The following is a 17,216-nucleotide window of genomic DNA, read 5'->3' on the forward strand; positions in this document are numbered from 1 at the left end:
CCATTCGTGCGGATAGACTCGCCCGACCGCACAGGGGATCGAAGGGGTGTCAGGGGCCGATGGCGCAAGCGAAGAAGATCATTCTCTACCTGATAGTCGTCTTCGTGCTCTACACGATCATCAAGTCCCCCGCCCGGGCCGCGGAACTCGTCCAAGTAGGGTTCGAGGGAGTTTCGAGTGCCGCGCAGAGCGTCGGTGACTTCATGTCCGAGCTCGTGAAGTAGGAGTACCCCCATGATCCGCCATCTGGTCCTGTTCAAGCTGAACGACGGCGTCGAGCGGGACGACCCCCGGGTCGTCGCGGGGGCCAGGGCCTTCCAGGAGCTGGCGGGCAAGGTCCCCGGCCTCGAGTTCTGGGAGTGCGCCTGGAACATCACCGACCGGCCGATCGCGTACGACTTCGCGATCAACTCCGCCGTCGCCGACGAGGCCGCGCTGAAGACCTACGTCGAGCATCCGGCCCACCAGGCGGCCGCCGGTCAGTGGCGCGAATTCGCCACCTGGGTGATCGCCGACTACCCGTTCTGACCCCTTCGGCCCTGCGAGCCCCTCACCACAGCGGTGAGGGGCTTTTCTTTGTGTTTAAACCGATTCGATGTCAACACGGCGCAATAGGGTGCTTGCACATAGTGGACATGTCTTGTGATGCTATGACCGCTTTTGACGGATGAGTTGACCGAAGTTGACCGCAAAGGGGTGGCGTCACCGTGCCGGCCAGTACAGCGCCTCAAGTGCCTCCCCAGACCGCCCAGCCGCCGCAGCAGCAGGCGCCGACGCAGTCACCGCAACAACCGCCTGCACAGTCGCCGCAGCAGCCGGTGCAACAGCCGGTGCAGCAATCGGCTCCGCAGCCGGAGCCGCAGGCGGTGCAGACGATCGAGACCGAGACGCCCGACGACACCGTCACCCCCGCCAGGACCAGGGGCGCGGACACCAGGGCGCTCACCCAGGTGCTCTTCGGGCAGCTCAAGGGACTGGAGCCGGGCACCGCGGAACACGGCCGGGTCCGGACCGCGCTGATCGAGGCGAACCTCCCCCTCGTGCGCTACGCCGCGGCGCGGTTCCGCAGCCGCAACGAGCCGATGGAGGACGTCGTCCAGGTCGGCACGATCGGGCTGATCAACGCCATCGACCGGTTCGACCCCGAACGGGGCGTCCAGTTCCCCACCTTCGCCATGCCCACCGTGGTCGGCGAGATCAAGCGGTACTTCCGGGACAACGTGCGCACCGTCCACGTACCGCGCCGGCTGCACGAGCTCTGGGTCCAGGTCACCGGCGCCACCGAGGACCTGACGACCGCGCACGGCCGCTCGCCCACCACCGCGGAGATCGCCGCCCGGCTGAAGATCTCCGAGGACGAGGTGCTGGCCTGCATCGAGGCCGGGCGCTCGTACCACGCGACCTCGCTGGAGGCCGCCCAGGAGGGTGACGGGCTGCCCGGACTGCTCGACCGGCTCGGCTACGAGGACCCCGCTCTGGCCGGTGTCGAGCACCGCGACCTGGTCCGGCACCTGCTCGTACAGCTGCCCGAACGCGAACAGCGGATCCTGCTGCTGCGCTACTACAGCAATCTGACGCAGTCCCAGATCAGCGCGGAACTGGGTGTGTCGCAGATGCATGTGTCAAGGCTTCTGGCCAGAAGTTTCGCCCGACTGCGATCCGCAAACAGGATCGAGGCGTAACCGGAACGGGTAGACCGTTCTCTGGGCATTCCCGCCCCACCACATGCGGCAAACCCCTTGTTAACTGCACAGACTCACCCAAGACTTGTCGACAAGTCACTACAGCGCGTTGCCGACATGTGACATTCTGCGGGAACCGCGTTTGCCGCCGCCTCGCTTCCGGTATTCAGGTGGAGGCTGCGTTCCTCCGATGGTCGCGGCCACCGCGACCGTCCGCGACCTCAAGGGGGTGGCATGTCCGCAGAACAGGGCAGCTCGAAGGTGCTCACGCTCACCAAGAGCGCACCCGCACCCGTTGTGCTCACCAGCTCGTCGGAAGCCATCGACACCCGCACGCTGTCCCGCTCGCTGTTCGTGCGGCTCGCCGCACTCGGCCCCGCACCGGGGCCCGATGGAACGGACAGCCCGGAGCGGGCCTATGTGCGGGACACACTCATCGAGCTCAACCTGCCGCTGGTGCGTTACGCCGCGGCGCGGTTCCGCAGCCGCAACGAACCCATGGAGGACATCGTCCAGGTCGGCACGATCGGCCTGATCAAGGCGATCGACCGGTTCGACTGCGAACGCGGCGTGGAGTTCCCGACGTTCGCCATGCCCACGGTCGTGGGAGAGATCAAGCGCTTCTTCCGCGACACCTCGTGGTCGGTGCGGGTGCCCCGCCGGCTCCAGGAGCTGCGGCTCGCCCTCACCAAGACCAGCGACGAGCTCGCCCAGAAGCTCGACCGCTCGCCGACCGTTCCGGAGCTGGCCAAGGCGCTCGGGGTCTCGGAGGAGGATGTCGTCGACGGCCTGGCCGTCGGCAACGCCTACACCGCCTCCTCGCTGGACTCGCCCTCGCCCGAGGACGACGGCGGCGAGGGCTCGCTGGCCGACCGGCTGGGGTACGAGGACTCGGCGCTGGAAGGCGTCGAGTACCGCGAGTCCCTGAAGCCGCTGCTGGCCAAACTCCCGCCCCGGGAGCGGCAGATCATCATGCTGCGGTTCTTCGCCAACATGACCCAGTCGCAGATCGGCGAAGAGGTCGGCATCTCGCAGATGCACGTCTCGCGCCTGCTGACCCGGACGCTCGCCCAGCTCAGGGAGGGGCTCATCGCCGACTGATCCGTGTACAGCCGCACACGGGTTCCGAATTGACGGACCGTCAGTCACACTGACGCGATGCGACGTCAGACATTCGGTCCGCACGGCCGCCGGGGCACCCTGATCGCCGCCTCGGCGGCCGTGCTGTGCCTGGGCGGTTCCCTGGCAGGCTGCGGCGACGGCACGGGCGGCGAGGGCTACACGGCGGTCGGCGCGGCACAGTCGGGCTCCGGAAGGACCCCCTCGGGGGCGGTGGCGCCCTCGGGGAAGGTCACGCTGGTCCCGCTGGACGGGGACCGGCGCGGGGGCGGCGACGGGAGCCCCGGGAGCACCGCGCCCTCGGGCTCACCGGGCTCGTCGGCCGAGGGACGCGGTGCGGACGGCGGCGGCACCAAGGACAGCGGCACGGGAGGGGCGGGCGCGCCCGGTACGCCCGGCCGTACGGCGGACGGCACCGGCTCCGGCACCGGCTCCGGCTCCGGCGGAGGCCGCACGAGCCCCACAAGCGGCTCCGGCGGCTCCGGAAGCGGCAGCTCCGCCCCGTCCGGCTCCAACGGCCCGGGCGGCTCGGGAGGCTCCGGCGGCTCGGGAGGCTCCACCGCCCCCGCCACCCCGTCCGCGCCCGGTTCCACCGCCCCCGCGGGCCCAGCCGCGCTGAAGGTCGGCGCTCCCGGCCGGGCGGCGGCGGACCACCGCTGGTGCGAGAAGGTCACCGTGGAGTTCCGCAACACCGGCGGCTCACCGGTGCGTTCGGGTACCGTCACCTTCGCCACGCACATCATCGGCGGTCTCGGCATCGACTGGGCGACCCGGGAATCGACAGCGCCGCTGCCCGCGCCGATCGACGCGGGAGCGGCGCGGAAGAAGACGTACACCGTCTGTGTGGACGACTGGCGGGTGCCCCTGGGCATGCATGTCGAGACCCGGGACGTCACCGCCGTCTGGAAGTGACGGACTGGAAGTGGCGGATGGGAACGGGGTGACCGGAGGGCCGGTCAGCCCAGCGCGAGCCAGGCGACCGCGCCGAGAACGATGATCACCGCGACGACGGCGGCGATCAGTCCGGTCCTCGGGCCGGACGACACGGGCGCCGGCTGCTGCCGGCGCTGCGGCTCGCCCTCGTCGACGAAGGCGCGGAACATCTGCGTGTTGCCTGCCGGGTCGCTTGTGCCCTCGGGACCCTGCGGGGCGTGGGGGTTGTGTGCCATGTCGCAGGACCCTAGCGAACTCGGCGCGGGCGCCCAACCCCCGGGGCGTTGAAGGCGCGAGGCCGCAGTGGGGCAAACGGTGCGCAAGTGCCGGGTGGGGCTCGGGCGAGGGGCGGGGAGGGCACGGGTGCGCGGCGGGGAAACCGCCGGGCCCACCGGACCCCGCGCCGCGACCCGAACCGGCCCCGTACCGCCCCCGGCCCCTCCCCCGGTGGGCAACACCGTTGCTTCCCGGGCCACTTGGGAATCACGGCCGCCCCCACCCGTCCGCTCTCCCGTATATACGCGTATACGCGCGAAGGGCGACCGCACACCGCTCGCCGGCCGGGCGGCGGCTCCGGAGGGGTGTCCCGGCCCACCCGGAATCCGGGCCGCGGACCGCGTCTCCCGAGCCCCTGGTGTGGCAGGAGACACATCCCGCTACTTACGCACCGCAGACGCTGGGGCTTTGACTTCGCCCCTACTCAGCCTTTTGGGTTCCTTTACTTATGCAAGCCCTATTTCGTTTGCCTGCAGCAACCAACGGCTTCTATGGTTGCCCTAAGCAACAAGATGACCGGTGTGATGATGTCTGGGGGTCCCGTGGCCGCACGGAGTCAGTACGAAGAACTGGCCCGGCAGCTGAGCGCCATCGGCGCCGTGAAACGAGGACTCGCACGCACCCTGCCGGCCGAATGCCCTGCGGGCTCAGCGGCCGTACTGGCTCTGCTGAGCCGGCACGGCGAGATGCGGATCAGCAGTCTGGCCGAACTGCTCGACGTCGACATGTCGGTCACCAGCCGACATGTCGCCCACGTGGCGGAGCGCGGCTGGATCGAACGGTCCCCCGACCCGGCGGACAAGCGTTCCCGGATCCTGCGGCTGACCCCTGCGGGCGAGGACGTGCTCTGCGAGCTGAACTGCCGGACCACCGAAATGTTCGCCCACCATCTCCAGGATTGGTCCGACGAAGAGGTCGGGCAGCTCAACACCTTGTTGGCCCGGCTGCGCGACAGCTTCTCCTGTCGCGGTTCCGGCGGGTGCGCCCCCGGAAGGCACAGCGGCGACTGCCGCTCCCGGCCGGCCGACAACAACAACGGCTCGTACACCCGTACACCCGTGTAACAGAAGCAAAGACAAGGATTTAAATGGCTACGACCACACCAACCGGTGTGCGGGGCGGCCACGCCAAGCACGGAGGGCACGACTCCTCCGACGGCGCGCCGATGACACACCGGCAGATCATGGAAGCACTCACCGGGCTGCTGCTCGGTATGTTCGTCGCGATTCTGTCGTCCACCGTCGTCTCCAACGCCCTGCCGGAGATCATCTCCGACCTCGGCGGCAGCCAGAGCTCGTACACCTGGGTCGTCACGGCCTCGCTGCTGGCCATGACGGCGACCACCCCCCTGTGGGGCAAGCTCTCCGACCTGTTCAGCAAGAAGCTGCTGGTCCAGATAGCCCTGATCATCTACGTCCTGGGCTCGGTCGTCGCCGGTCTCTCGACCAGCAGCGGCATGCTCATCGCCTGCCGTGTGGTGCAGGGCATCGGCGTCGGCGGTCTCTCCGCCCTCGCCCAGATCGTGATGGCCGCGATGATCGCCCCGCGCGAGCGCGGTCGCTACAGCGGCTACCTCGGCGCGGTCTTCGCCGTCGCCACCGTCGGCGGCCCGCTGCTCGGCGGTGTCATCACCGACACCAGCTGGATGGGCTGGCGCTGGTGCTTCTACGTCGGCGTGCCGTTCGCGGTCATCGCCCTCATCGTGCTCCAGAAGACCCTGAAGCTCCCGGTCGTCAAGCGCGAGGTCAAGGTCGACTGGACCGGCGCCTTCTTCATCAGCGCCGCGGTCTCGCTGCTGCTCCTCTGGGTGACCTTCGCGGGCGACAAGTACGACTGGATGTCCTGGCAGACCGGCGCCATGCTGGCCGGCTCCCTGGTGCTGGTCCTGCTCTTCGTCTTCACCGAGTCCCGGGCCAGTGAGCCGATCATCCCGCTGCGGCTCTTCCGCAACCGCACCATCACGCTGGCCTCGCTGGCCTCGCTGTTCGTCGGTATCGGGATGTTCGCCGGCACCGTCTTCTTCAGCCAGTACTTCCAGCTGGCGCGCGGCAAGTCGCCGACGATGTCCGGTGTGATGACGATCCCGATGATCACGGGTCTGTTCCTCTCCTCCACCATCTCGGGCCAGATCATCACCAAGACGGGCCGCTGGAAGATCTGGCTGGTCAGCGGCGGCTTCCTGCTCACCTCCGGGCTCGGCCTGCTCGGCACCATCCGGTACGACACCACGTACTGGCACATCGCGATCTTCATGTTCGTGATGGGTCTCGGCATCGGCATGATGATGCAGAACCTGGTGCTCGCCACGCAGAACCAGGTCGACCCCAAGGACCTCGGTTCGGCCAGCTCCGTCGTCACGTTCTTCCGTTCCCTCGGTGGTGCCATCGGTGTCTCGGCACTGGGCGCCGTCCTGGCGAACCGTGTCACCCACTACGTCAAGGACGGCCTGAGCGACCTCGGTCCCCAGGGCGCCTCCATGGGTACCGGCGGCGGGGGCATCCCCGACCTGGACAAGCTGCCCGCGCCGATGCGTACGATCGTCGAGGCGGCCTACGGACACGGCGTCGGTGACGTCTTCCTGTACGCGGCCCCGGCCGCACTGCTCGCCTTCCTGGTCACGATCTTCATCAAGGAGGTCGCGCTGCGGACGAACGCGGCGAACGACGCCCCGGCCGAGGCAGCACCGGTCGAGGCGGTCCCGGCGCAGGCAGCCGCCCCGGCCGACGCGGCGGTCTTCGCCGACGTCGCCCCCGGTACCGCCGCCCTGGTCTCCGAGGGAACGGCCGGGGTCACCTCGGTCGACACCCTCCAGGACGCTCCGGTGGCGACGCTGCAGGGCACCGCGGTACGCGGTGTGGTGCGCGGCGCCGAGGGCGCGCCCGTCGGGCACGCCGCCGTCACGCTGATCTCGCTGGGCGGCCGGCAGCTGGGCATCTCGGCCGCGCAGGCCGACGGCAGCTACGGCCTGGACGCCCCGGGCGCCGGCTCGTACGTGCTGATCGCGTCCGCCGACGGTTTCCAGCCGCAGGCGTCCACCGTGGTCGTCGGCGAGGAGCCGCTCAGCTACGACATCCTGCTCGCCGGTACGAGCGGGCTGGCCGGAACCGTGCGGGCCGCCGAGGGCGGTGCGCCGGTCGAGGGCGCCATGATCATCGTGACCGATGTCCGAGGCGATGTGCTGGCCACTGGCAAGTCCGGCGAGGCGGGCGAGTTCACCTTCGGTGAGCTGGTCCCCGGTTCGGTGACCGTCGCGGTCAACGCGGCCGGTTTCCGCCCGATGGCACTGCCCGTCGAGGTCGGCGGCCAGGGTGTCACCCGGGTCGACGCCGCACTGCGGGCCGGCGCGCTGGTCCAGGGCGTCGTGCGGGCCGGCTCCGGCCGGCGGCCGCTGCCGGACGCCCGCGTCACGCTGATCGACGCGGCGGGCAACGTGATCGCCAACTCGACGACCGGGGAGGACGGGGCGTACGCCTTCACCGACCTGGACGCGGGCGAGTACTCGGTCATCGCGACCGGCTACCCGCCGGTGGCGGGCGCCCTGACCGTGGCCGGTCGCGGGGTCGACGGCCACGACATCGAGCTCGCCCACCCCGGCGAGTAACCAGTCCGGTCACGGACAGACCCCTGGCCGGACAGCACTTCGAGCGGAGAGGCTGTCCGGGCCGGTGGAAATGGGCTCCGGTGGCGAGGACGGCAGGCAGGGGACGGCCTGCCGCCCCGCCCCGGGGCCCGACTCATTGAGTGACCCGTACCGGGAGCGGATGGGCCATTGAGCAAGGACGCAAGGAGAGAAAACGGGATGGGACTTCGCGCACAGGTACGGACGCGGGACGGCTGGGCCGTCCAGCACGCGGTCGTGACGGTCACCGACATGTCCGGTACGCAGGTGCTGCGGGCCGCCGCCGACGAGGACGGGGCCGTACGGGCCGACGCCCGGCTGGCCGCGGGCGCCTACACGGTCATCGTCACAGCGGTCGGGTACGCCCCCGCCGCCTCGACCGCCCTCGTCACGGCGAGCGGCCGGGTCGAGGCCGGCACAGTGGTACTGGCCCGCCAGGGCGGTGTGGAGCTGCCGCCGCCGGGCGTCTGGTCGCTGGACCCGGCGCACTCCTCGGTGGGCGCGGTCGCCCAGCACCTGGGCATCTCCAGCGTGCACGGCCGGTTCACCGACTTCGGCGGCCGGATCGAGATCGCCGAGGACGTGCAGCGCTCCCGCGTGGACGCGGTCATCAGCGCGCCCAGCATCGACACCGGCAACGGCATGCGGGACAAGCACCTGCGGTCCCCGGACTTCCTCGACACGGACCGCTTCCCGGAGATCACCTACCGCTCCAGCGGGCTGACCCCGGCCGGACCCGACCGGTGGACCGTGCACGGCGAGCTCTCGCTGCACGGGGTCGCGCGCTCCGTCGACCTCGACCTGAGCTACCTCGGTACCGGCCCCGACCCGTGGGGCGGCGTGCGCGCGGCCTTCCGGGCCACGGCCGAGCTGCGCCGCGAGGACTTCGCCATGAACTACAACCAGGTGATCCAGGCCGGCATCTCCGCGATCGGCACGACCCTGCGCGTGGAGCTCGACATCCAGGCCGTGCAGGGCGATTCCGTTCCGACGGCCTGACCCGCACGGTCGTAGGGTCTGTTCCATGGCATCCAACATCGCGACCAACACCGCCGTGGAACTCGATGAACTGCTGGCGTTCGTACGGCCCCGGCACCGGGCGATCCTGCTGACCACCCGGTCCGACGGCCGCCCCCAGGGCTCCCCGCTCACCTGCGGCGTCGACGACGCCGGCCGGATCGTCGTCTCGACGTACCCCGAACGGGCCAAGACCCGCAACGCCAAGCGGGACGAGCGGGTCAGCCTGATCGTGCTGTCCGACGAGTGGAACGGGCCCTGGGTACAGGTCGACGGCTCGGCCGAGGTGATCGACTCACCGGATTCGGTCGAGCCGCTCGTCGAGTACTTCCGCAACATCTCGGGCGAGCACCCCGACTGGGACGAGTACCGGGCGGCGATGCTCAAGCAGGGGAAGTCCATCATCAGGATCACCCCCGAGCGCTGGAGCCCGGTGGCGACGGGCGGCTTCCCGGCCCACCTGGCATCCGGTGGCTGAGGGCAGGACCGGCCGGGCGACCGGCGGGGCCGGAGCCGCCCGGTGAACGTGCTCCCGGTCGGTAGCGAACACCTCGCGCGGGCGCGGCTGCTGGCCGCGCCCGGCCTCGCCGCGCCCGTGGTCCGCTCGCTGGAGCGGATCGCGGGCCGGCCGGTGGAGCGGGACGGCGGCGTACCGCAGGAGCCCTACGTGTACGTGGGCGCCACCCTGCCCGAGGCCCTGCGCGGGGACGGGCTGCTCTGGTTCCACAGCGTGAACGCCGGTACCGACGCCCTGCTGGACGCCGGACCGTGGCCGCCCGGGGCGCTGCTCACCCGGACGGTGGGCCGGATGGGCGAGCGGATCGCGCAGTACGTACTGGCCTGGGTGCTGGCCGACTGCCAGTCCGTGCCGGAGTTCGCAGCACAGCACACGCGGGCCGAGTGGCGCCGCATCCCCTCCGAACTCGCCTACGGGCAGACCGCGTTGATCCACGGCACCGGCCGGATCGGCTCGGCCGTCGCCGCGCTGCTGCGGGCCTGCTCCATCCGGACGGTGGGCGTGGCGCGCACCCCGCGCGAGCTGCCGCCCGGCTTCGACGCGCTGGCCGGGCCGGACGAGCCGGTGGACGCCCGCTGGGTGGTCGCGGCCCTTCCGCTGACCGGGACGACGGCCGGGTACTTCGGCGCCGAGCGGTTCGCGGCCATGGGCGGCGCCTCGTTCATCAACGTGGGCCGGGGCGCGACCGTGGACCTGGCGGCGCTGGAGCGAGCGCTGCACGCGGGGACGGTGGGGCGGGCGGTGCTCGACGTGCTTGCGGACGAGCCTGCGGGACCGGGCGACCGCTGCTGGCGGCTGCCCCGGACGGTGGTCACCTCGCACTCGGCGGGCATCACGGCGGACGAGGACATCGTCACGGACTTCGCGGCGTGCCTGCGCGACCTCACGGCGGGCCGCGTCCCGGCACTCGCGGTGGACCCGGCGCGCGGCTACTGACGGGGGCGGGTGCGGCCCTCCTCCGCGTCCGCGGGCCCCTCCCGCTCACGCATCGCGTCGATCCCCGCGATCAGCAGGTCGAGCGCGAACGCGAAGTCCCGCTCGCGCATCTCGTGCACGGTCTCGGCGCCCCGTGCCGCGATGAGGTCCTGCGGGTCCTCCACGAGCGGACCCAGCTGCGGCTGCTCCTGGACGGCCGACATCGCCTGCTGGAAGTACTCGTCCTGGGTGAGCCCCGCCTCGGCGCTGCGCTGGGCGAACTGGCCCTCGACGGTGCTGAATCCGTACACGAACTGGAAGACGGCCGAGAGCGCACCGGTCTGCCGTCCCCGGGGAAGGCCGGTCGCACGGATCACGCCCTGGATGCCGTACGCCATGCGCATCGCGTGCGGGCCCGTGTTGAGGAACCTCCCGACGAGCGGGGAGACCCAGACGTGCCGGACGAGCAGCTCCCGGTACGCGCCCGCCAGCGCGCGCAGCCGGGCCTGCCAGGGCCCGTCCTCCGGCGGGGAGGCGATCTCGCTGTAGACCGAGTCGAGGGCCAGTTCCAGCAGGTCGTCCTTGGTGTCGACGTACCAGTAGAGCGACATCGCGGTGACGTTCAGCTCGGCGGCGAGCCGGCGCATGGAGAACTTCGCGAGCCCCTCGGCGTCCAGCAGCCGGACCGTGGCGGCGGTGATCCGGTCGCGGTCGAGTCCTGCGGGCTGGTCCGATTTCCGGCCGCGCGAAGGTGGCCGGTGGTTCAGCCACACACTCGTCCGGGCAGGGTCCTTCGCGCGGTCGGCCGCGGACACCATGGCGCACTCCTCGTCTCACCGGCGGGACGAACCGGATACGTGCTCACCTACCCCGTGCCCAAAGAACGGAGCAGTACGGTCCGGTACGTCCCGCCCGATGCTATGCCGCCGCCGCGGCAGTATCAGCCTGCGCCGATTCTTCTGCTCGGCGGCGGACGCCGTCATTCGGACTCCCGGGCGTTCGGTCATGAGCCCTATACGGCGCACAGGGAAGTGGTCGTACACCGTATGGCTACCCTTCCGCGGCCTACAACCGACTTTCCCGCGGTACGGTGCCGATCGCTGATCCGACAAGGGCTGGAGTGGTATGTCACTGCGTCGTCGTACGGTGGAAGTCCTGGTTGCCGCAGGCCTGTTGGGGGCGGCACTCGCGCCTCCGGCGACGGCTGCGGGGCACGGCCCGCACGGGTCGGTGCCCCTGCGGGTGGCCACGTACAACATCCATGCGGGTGCGGGCATGGACAACGTATTCGACCTCGACCGGCAGGTGGCGGAGCTCCGCTCGCTGCACGCGGACGTCATCGGGCTGCAGGAGGTCGACGTCCACTGGGACGCGCGCAGCGAGTGGCGGGATCTGGCGGGCGAGCTGGGCCGGCGGCTCGGCATGCGGGTGTCGTTCGCCCCGATCTACAGCCTCGATCCGGCCACGCCGGGTGCGCCGCGCCGCGAGTTCGGGGTCGCGGTGCTGTCCCGGTACCGCGTGGTCGGCGCCGAGAACCACGACATCACCCGGCTCTCCACCCAGGACCCGAACCCGGTCCCGGCCCCCGGGCCCGGCTTCGGCGAGGTGGTGCTGCGGGTGAAGGGGCTGCCCGTGCACGTCTACGCCACCCACCTCGACTACCGCGGCGACCCGTCCGTCCGGATCGCCCAGGTGGCGGACACCCGCCGGATCATGGCCGAGGACCGGAGGCAGGAGCGGGGCCCGGTGCGGCAGATCCTGCTCGGCGACTTCAACGCGGCCCCGGCCGCTCCGGAGCTGGCCCCGCTGTGGGAGGAGCTGACGGACGTCGAACCGGGCGGGCCCACCTTCCCGGCGCAGGACCCGGTGCAGCGGATCGACTACGTGGCGGTGTCGAAGGACACCGTACGGGTACGCGACGCGGCGGTGGCCGGGACTCTCGCCTCGGACCACCGCCCCGTCGTCGCGGACCTGTTGCTGCGGCGCTGAGCCTCAGCCGCTGATCTGCCGGGTCAGGTCGTAGAAGGTGGCGCTGCCCGCGGTGACCTTCTCGAAGTTGGCCTCCACCCAGGCGGAGATCTTCGACGAGGTGCCGCTGTTGCCGCCCATGCCGCCACCGCCGCCGCCCTCTCCGCTGGAGATGAAGTAGTGGATGCGGCCGTCCTCGACGTACTTCTTGAACTGGGAGAGCGTCGGGGACGGGTCGCTGCCGTTGAAGCCGCCGATCGCCATCACCGGGTCACCGGTGGCGAGCTGGTAGCTGGCGGCGTTCTGCGAGCCGATGGCCGCGGCGCTCCAGGTGTAGTGGTCCGCGTTCGCCGTCAGCAGCTTCCCGGCCGCCGCGTCGACGGTGGCGCCGTTGAGCAGTCCGCCCATGCCGCCACCGCCGCCACCCCGGAAACGCTCTCCCGCGCCGGGCATACCGGTCGTGGAGCCGGGCCGCTGCCCCGGCTGCTGCCCCTGCTGGGCGGCACCGGGCCCGCCCTGCTGCTGTCCCTGGCCCTGCTGTCCGCCGGTGGGCGGCAGCCCCGTGCCCGCGCCCCGCTGGTTGCCGGTCGGGGGACGCATGCCACCGCCCGGACCGCCTCGGCCGCCACCGCCGAATCCGCCCATCCCGCCGCCGGACGGACCGGCCGTCACGATCGAGCCCTGGTGCCCGGTGTTCAGCGTGTTCAGGGTGTACGCGACCGGCCCGGCCAGCGAGGCGGCGAAGCCGAGTACCACGGCGACGAGCGCCAGTTGGCGCCCCAGCCTGGCCGCGAGCAGCAGGCCCACCGCACCCACAAGACCGGCGGCCAGCACCGCCTGCCGCAGCCACGGCAGGTAGTCCGGGGTCCGCCCCAGCAGCACGTACGCCCACCACGCCGTCACCGCCACCGTCAGCGCGAGCGCGGCCCCCGCCCACCAGCGGGACCGCTCCTCCCACAGGACCGTGACGCCCATGCCGATCAGCGCCGCGAGGTAGGGGACCAGGGCCACCGTGTAGTACTGGTGGAAGATCCCGGCCATGAAGCTGAACACGCCCGCCGTCATCAGCAGCGAGCTGCCCCAGGCGAGGAACGCCGCCCGGACCGCGTCCGTTCGCTTCGCCCGCCAGGTCAGCCACACACCCGCGACCAGCAGGATCAGCGCGGCGGGCAGCAGCCAGGAGATCTGGCTGCCGATCTCGGAGTTGAACATCCGGGCGATGCCGGTCTCGCCCCACTGACCGCCCGCCCCGCCGCCGGGGCCGCCCCCGCCGCCGACACTGCCGGTCTCGTCGCCGTTGATCCGGCCGAGCCCGTTGTAGCCGAAGGTCAGCTCCAGGAACGAGTTGTTCTGCGAACCGCCGATGTACGGGCGCGAGGAGGCGGGCCACAGCTCGACGATCGCCACCCACCAGCCGCCCGCGACCAGCATCGCCAGCGCGGCGAGCCCCAGCTGGCCGAACCTCCGGCGTACGGAGACCGGAGCGAACACCGCGTACAGCACCGCCAGCGGCGGCAGGATCAGGAAGGCCTGAAGGGTCTTGGACAGGAATGCCAGACCGACCGCGACACCCGCCCACACCAGCCACTTGGTGCGGCCGTCCTCCATCGCGCGCAGCACGCAGTAGACGGTGACGGTCATCAGCAGCGCGAGCAGCGCGTCCGGGTTGTTGAAGCGGAACATCAGCGCGGCGACGGGCGTCAGCGCGAACACCGCCATCGTGATCAGCCCGGCGGCCGCGGTGAAGCGGCGCCGCACGGACGCGTACAGCACTCCGGCCGTCGCCACGCCCATCAGCACCTGCGGGAACAGGATCGCCCAGGAGCTGAGGCCGAACACCCGCACCGACAGGGCCATCGGCCACAGGGTGGCCGGGGGCTTGTCGACGGTGATGGCGTTGGCCGAGTCCAGCGAGCCGAAGAAGAAGGCCTTCCAGCTCTGGCTGCCGGCCTGCGCGGCGGCGGAGTAGAAGGAGTTGGCGTAGCCGGAGGCGCTGAGGTTCCACAGGTAGGCCGCCGTGATGGCCAGCAGCATGCCGAGGAAGGCCGGCCGCACCCACCCGGGGTCCTCGGGCCGCCCCCGCCACACGCGCTGCGGGAGTGAGCGGGCGGAGCGCGCGGGTCCGGTCGCGCCCCGGGGCGGTGCCGGGAGGTGGTCGAGCGTGGTCATCGGGTGTTCCTCAGTTCGTGGTGGGTCTCGTCGGCCGGCTCGGCGGACGGGCGGGGCGCCGGGGCGTGCACCGGGCCGCCCGCGTCACCGTCCGGGCCTTCACCGCTCCGGTCGTCACTGCTGCGGTCGTCACTGCTGCGGTCGTCCACGCCCCGGTCGCGGTCCGGGAAGACCCAGGCGCGGAAGAGCAGGAAACGCAGCACCGTCGCCGCGAGGTTGGCCGCGATCAGCACGGCGAGTTCGGTGGAGTGGGACGGTGATCCGGCAGCCGCTCCCAGCGCGGCGAGCGAACCGCTGGTCAGCGCGAGGCCGATGGCGAAGACCACGAGCCCCTGCGCCTGGTGACGTACGGCCCCGCCCCGGCCCCGTACGCCGAAGGTGAGTCTGCGGTTGGCCGACGTATTGGCGACGGCCGACACCAGCAGCGCCCCGGCGTTCGCCAACTGCGGGCCCACGCCCAGCCGGAAGAGCGAGTACAGGGCCAGGTAGGCGAGCGTCGACAGCGCGCCCACCACGCAGAACCCGACCAGTTGCCGGGCCAGTCCGCGCGGCACCCCGCCGATCCCCCGGTCGCGCGGATCGTCGCCGAAGGGCCGGGCCAGCCGGTCCAGCGGCAGCGCGCCGACGGCCAGCGCCCGCCCGACGCGCCAGACGCCCTTCAGGTCATCGGTCGCGGTCCGTACGAGATGAACGGTCGAATCGGGGTCGTCGACCCAGTCGACCGGCACCTCGTGGATGCGCAGCCCGGCCCGCTCGGCCAGGACCAGCAGCTCGGTGTCGAAGAACCATCCGGTGTCCTCGACCATCGGCAGCAGCCGCTGCGCGACATCGCGGCGGATCGCCTTGAACCCGCACTGCGCGTCGCTGAACCGGGCGGCCAGCGACGAGCGCAGGATGATGTTGTACGCCCGCGAGATGAACTCCCGCTTCGTCCCCCGCACCACCCGCGAACTGCGGGCGAGGCGCGAGCCGATGGCGAGGTCCGAGTGACCGGAGATCAGCGGGGCGACCAGCGGGAGCAGCGCGTTCAGATCGGTGGAGAGGTCCACGTCCATGTAGGCGAGGACCGGGGCGTCGGAGTGCGACCAGACGGTCCGCAGGGCCCGCCCCCGGCCCTTCTCCTCAAGGCGGTACGACCGCACCCCCGGGAGGGTCCGCGCGAGCCGCCGCGCCACCTCGGGCGTCCGGTCGGTGCTGGCGTTGTCCGCGACGGTGATCCGGAAGGCGTACGGGAAGGTGCGTGCGAGATGGCCGTGCAGCCGCAGCACGCACGGTTCGAGGTCCTTCTCCTCGTTGTAGACGGGTACCACCACATCGAGCACGGGGGCCCCTGCCGCGTCGGCCTCGCCGGCCAGGAGGTGGTCCCGGGCCGGCAGGGCGCTCCAGGGAGTGTCGGTTCGCATGCCACCGACACTCGCCAACCACGCTGTCACGCCTGTGTGCTGAGCCTGTGGTCCGGCTGTGAGTGGAACGGGTTCGCGTCTGCGGGGACCGGCTCCGCCGGCAGGTGTACGGCGAACACCGTGTCGCCCGGCACCGAACGCACCTCGACGACACCGCCGTGCGCGGTGACGACGGCCTGCACGATGGCGAGTCCGAGCCCCGTCGAACCGGCGTGCCGGGAGCGCGAGGCGTCCCCGCGCGCGAACCGCTCGAAGACGTGCGGCAGCAGCTCCGGCGGGATACCGGGCCCGTCGTCGCAGACCTCCAGGGTCACCCAGGAACTCCCGGCCCCCGCGCGCACCCTGGCCGTGACCGTCGTCCCCGGCGGGGTGTGCGTACGGGCGTTGGCCAGCAGGTTGACCAGCACCTGCTGGATCCTGGGCGGATCGGCCCGCACGGTCGCGGGCGCCTCGGGCAGCTCCAGGCGCCAGTGATGGGCCGGGCCCGGGTCACCCGGGGCTGCGGCCGCCCCGCCCGCGACGCGGGCATCGCTCACCGCGTCCACGACGAGCGGTGAGAGATCGGTGCTCTCGTGGGAGAGCGGCCGTCCGGCGTCCAGCCGGGCGAGCAGCAGCAGATCCTCCACCATGCCCGTCATGCGCTCCGCCTCCGACTCGATCCGGCCCAGCGCGTGCCGGGTGTCGGGGCCGGTGTCCTCCCGGCCGCGCCGGGTCAGTTCGGCGTAGCCCCGGATCGAGGCGAGCGGGGTGCGCAGCTCGTGGCTGGCGTCCGCGACGAACTGGCGGACCCGCATCTCGCTCTTCTGCCGCGCGTCCAGGGCCGAACCGACGTGGCCCAGCATCCGGTTGAGGGCCGCGCCCACCTGCCCGACCTCGGTGCGCGGATCGGCCTCGGCCCCCGGGACCCGCTCGAACAGGGCGACTTCGCCGCTGTGCAGCGGTATCTCGGAGACCCGCGTCGCGGTGGCGGCCACCCGGCGCAGCGGCCGCAGGGCGACCGTGACCATGGCGGCGCCCGCGATCCCGGCGGCGATGAGCCCGGCGGCGGTCACGCAGACCTCGACGAGGATCAGGGTGCTGAGCGCCTTGCTCACCTCGGCGGTGGGGATTCCCACCAGGACGGTGGTGCCGTCGTCCATCGGGACGGCCTCCACCCGGTAGCCGCCGAGTCCGGGCAGCTCGACATCGTGCGCGTCCCGGTCCGCGCGGATCCCGGCCGCCTCCAGGACGCCCTGCTGGGCGCCGGTCAGCGGCTCGTTGCCCGGCTGCGCGTCGGGCCTGCCCGCCTTCACCACGAGCGAGGAGGTGACGGCGCCGTCGCTGAGGACGGCGCCGAACGTCTTGAGCGGCTGGCCCCCTCCGCCTATGAAGCCGAGCGGCTCCTTGTTCTTGAGCCCGCCGGGGACGGGCGCCCCCGGCAGGTGCTCGGCCCGGACCGCGATGTCGCGCAGCTGGTCGTCGAGCTTGCCGTACATGTAGCTGTGGAACGCGATGGCGGTGACCGAGCCGATGACGGCGGCGACGACCGCGATCAGCGTCACGGCCGAGACGACGAGCCGGGTCCGCAGCGTCCACGGCCCCTTCCGCAGCCATCGCAC

At 71.7% G+C, this 17,216-nt stretch carries 16 protein-coding genes; 11 read left to right on the forward strand and 5 right to left on the reverse strand.

All coding sequences use genetic code 11. The features are described 5' to 3' along the window. Nucleotides 1-59 precede the first annotated feature (59 nt). From ACGFU6_RS26700 to ACGFU6_RS26720, 5 genes are all read left to right on the forward strand, one after another. Nucleotides 60-224, forward strand: a complete 165-nt coding sequence (locus tag ACGFU6_RS26700) for a hypothetical protein (RefSeq protein ID WP_393614480.1) — start codon at nt 60-62, stop codon at nt 222-224. Between the two features lie 10 nt (nt 225-234). Beyond that, a complete protein-coding gene (locus tag ACGFU6_RS26705; RefSeq protein WP_393614481.1) occupies nt 235-528 on the forward strand; it encodes a Dabb family protein in 294 nt (97 codons plus the stop codon). A 302-nt stretch (nt 529-830) separates the two neighbouring features. Continuing rightward, nucleotides 831-1,682, forward strand: coding sequence for an RNA polymerase sigma factor SigF (locus tag ACGFU6_RS26710; protein ID WP_393614483.1), 852 nt, complete (start codon nt 831-833; stop codon nt 1,680-1,682). Between the two features lie 234 nt (nt 1,683-1,916). Further along, the gene (locus ACGFU6_RS26715) at nt 1,917-2,783 is read left to right on the forward strand and encodes an RNA polymerase sigma factor SigF (protein ID WP_024489092.1); all 867 of its coding nucleotides are present in this window, start codon (nt 1,917-1,919) and stop codon (nt 2,781-2,783) included. Between the two features lie 57 nt (nt 2,784-2,840). Next, the gene (locus ACGFU6_RS26720; RefSeq protein ID WP_393614485.1) at nt 2,841-3,713 is read left to right on the forward strand and encodes a hypothetical protein; all 873 of its coding nucleotides are present in this window, start codon (nt 2,841-2,843) and stop codon (nt 3,711-3,713) included. A 44-nt stretch (nt 3,714-3,757) separates the two neighbouring features. Here the strand turns inward: ACGFU6_RS26720 and ACGFU6_RS26725 are convergent, their stop codons facing one another. After that, nucleotides 3,758-3,970, reverse strand: a complete 213-nt coding sequence (locus tag ACGFU6_RS26725) for a hypothetical protein (protein ID WP_393614487.1) — start codon at nt 3,968-3,970, stop codon at nt 3,758-3,760. 582 nt (nt 3,971-4,552) lie between these two features. Here ACGFU6_RS26725 and ACGFU6_RS26730 point away from each other — a divergent pair. The 5 genes from ACGFU6_RS26730 to ACGFU6_RS26750 all read left to right on the forward strand — a co-directional run bounded on the left by ACGFU6_RS26730 (nt 4,553) and on the right by ACGFU6_RS26750 (nt 10,099). Beyond that, nucleotides 4,553-5,074 carry a MarR family winged helix-turn-helix transcriptional regulator gene (locus tag ACGFU6_RS26730; protein ID WP_393614489.1) on the forward strand — a complete coding sequence of 174 codons (522 nt, stop codon included), beginning with the start codon at nt 4,553-4,555 and terminating at the stop codon, nt 5,072-5,074. Nucleotides 5,075-5,097: 23 nt separating this feature from the next. Beyond that, the gene (locus ACGFU6_RS26735; protein ID WP_393614490.1) at nt 5,098-7,611 is read left to right on the forward strand and encodes an MFS transporter; all 2,514 of its coding nucleotides are present in this window, start codon (nt 5,098-5,100) and stop codon (nt 7,609-7,611) included. A gap of 198 nt (nt 7,612-7,809) precedes the next feature. Next, nucleotides 7,810-8,628 (forward strand): YceI family protein, encoded by an 819-nt coding sequence (locus ACGFU6_RS26740; protein ID WP_393614492.1) that lies wholly within the window; start codon nt 7,810-7,812, stop codon nt 8,626-8,628. A 25-nt stretch (nt 8,629-8,653) separates the two neighbouring features. Then, a complete protein-coding gene (locus tag ACGFU6_RS26745) occupies nt 8,654-9,124 on the forward strand; it encodes a PPOX class F420-dependent oxidoreductase (RefSeq protein ID WP_393614495.1) in 471 nt (156 codons plus the stop codon). Between the two features lie 42 nt (nt 9,125-9,166). Further along, nucleotides 9,167-10,099 carry an NAD(P)-dependent oxidoreductase gene (locus ACGFU6_RS26750; RefSeq protein ID WP_393614497.1) on the forward strand — a complete coding sequence of 311 codons (933 nt, stop codon included), beginning with the start codon at nt 9,167-9,169 and terminating at the stop codon, nt 10,097-10,099. Here the strand turns inward: ACGFU6_RS26750 and ACGFU6_RS26755 are convergent. Beyond that, nucleotides 10,093-10,896: a TetR/AcrR family transcriptional regulator gene (locus tag ACGFU6_RS26755; protein ID WP_393614499.1), complete on the reverse strand. Its 804-nt coding sequence runs from the start codon at nt 10,894-10,896 to the stop codon at nt 10,093-10,095. The genes ACGFU6_RS26750 and ACGFU6_RS26755 overlap by 7 nt on opposite strands. Nucleotides 10,897-11,203: 307 nt before the next feature. Here ACGFU6_RS26755 and ACGFU6_RS26760 point away from each other — a divergent pair, with 307 nt between their 5' ends. Beyond that, nucleotides 11,204-12,067 (forward strand): endonuclease/exonuclease/phosphatase family protein, encoded by an 864-nt coding sequence (locus tag ACGFU6_RS26760; protein WP_393614500.1) that lies wholly within the window; start codon nt 11,204-11,206, stop codon nt 12,065-12,067. 3 nt (nt 12,068-12,070) lie between these two features. On the opposite strand, the gene ACGFU6_RS26765 is transcribed toward ACGFU6_RS26760, so the two are convergent. From ACGFU6_RS26765 to ACGFU6_RS26775, 3 genes are read right to left on the reverse strand one after another with little or no spacing between them, the layout of a single operon-like run. Next, complete coding sequence (locus ACGFU6_RS26765; RefSeq protein WP_393614501.1) at nt 12,071-14,215, reverse strand: glycosyltransferase family 39 protein; 2,145 nt, start codon at nt 14,213-14,215, stop codon at nt 12,071-12,073. Then, nucleotides 14,212-15,618: a glycosyltransferase gene (locus ACGFU6_RS26770; RefSeq protein ID WP_393614503.1), complete on the reverse strand. Its 1,407-nt coding sequence runs from the start codon at nt 15,616-15,618 to the stop codon at nt 14,212-14,214. Before ACGFU6_RS26770 ends, ACGFU6_RS26765 begins: the two co-directional genes overlap by 4 nt. 26 nt (nt 15,619-15,644) lie before the next feature. Next, on the reverse strand, nt 15,645-17,216 hold the full coding sequence (locus tag ACGFU6_RS26775; RefSeq protein WP_393614504.1) for an ATP-binding protein: 1,572 nt from the start codon (nt 17,214-17,216) through the stop codon (nt 15,645-15,647).

The sequence above is a fragment of the Streptomyces sp. NPDC048462 genome (assembly GCF_043200175.1).
GTDB lineage: Bacteria > Actinomycetota > Actinomycetes > Streptomycetales > Streptomycetaceae > Streptomyces.

Excerpts from the sequence above, each read along its gene's own strand:
- ACGFU6_RS26700 (WP_393614480.1), top strand. The coding sequence starts at position 60 with ATGGCGCAAGCGAAGAAGATCATTCTCTACCTGATAGTCGTCTTCGTG.
- ACGFU6_RS26705 (WP_393614481.1), top strand. The coding sequence starts at position 235 with ATGATCCGCCATCTGGTCCTGTTCAAGCTGAACGACGGCGTCGAGCGG.
- ACGFU6_RS26715 (WP_024489092.1), top strand. The coding sequence starts at position 1,917 with ATGTCCGCAGAACAGGGCAGCTCGAAGGTGCTCACGCTCACCAAGAGC.
- ACGFU6_RS26720 (WP_393614485.1), top strand. The coding sequence starts at position 2,841 with ATGCGACGTCAGACATTCGGTCCGCACGGCCGCCGGGGCACCCTGATC.
- ACGFU6_RS26725 (WP_393614487.1), bottom strand. The coding sequence starts at position 3,970 with ATGGCACACAACCCCCACGCCCCGCAGGGTCCCGAGGGCACAAGCGAC.
- ACGFU6_RS26735 (WP_393614490.1), top strand. The coding sequence starts at position 5,098 with ATGGCTACGACCACACCAACCGGTGTGCGGGGCGGCCACGCCAAGCAC.
- ACGFU6_RS26740 (WP_393614492.1), top strand. The coding sequence starts at position 7,810 with ATGGGACTTCGCGCACAGGTACGGACGCGGGACGGCTGGGCCGTCCAG.
- ACGFU6_RS26745 (WP_393614495.1), top strand. The coding sequence starts at position 8,654 with ATGGCATCCAACATCGCGACCAACACCGCCGTGGAACTCGATGAACTG.
- ACGFU6_RS26755 (WP_393614499.1), bottom strand. The coding sequence starts at position 10,896 with ATGGTGTCCGCGGCCGACCGCGCGAAGGACCCTGCCCGGACGAGTGTG.
- ACGFU6_RS26760 (WP_393614500.1), top strand. The coding sequence starts at position 11,204 with ATGTCACTGCGTCGTCGTACGGTGGAAGTCCTGGTTGCCGCAGGCCTG.
- ACGFU6_RS26765 (WP_393614501.1), bottom strand. The coding sequence starts at position 14,215 with ATGACCACGCTCGACCACCTCCCGGCACCGCCCCGGGGCGCGACCGGA.
- ACGFU6_RS26770 (WP_393614503.1), bottom strand. The coding sequence starts at position 15,618 with ATGCGAACCGACACTCCCTGGAGCGCCCTGCCGGCCCGGGACCACCTC.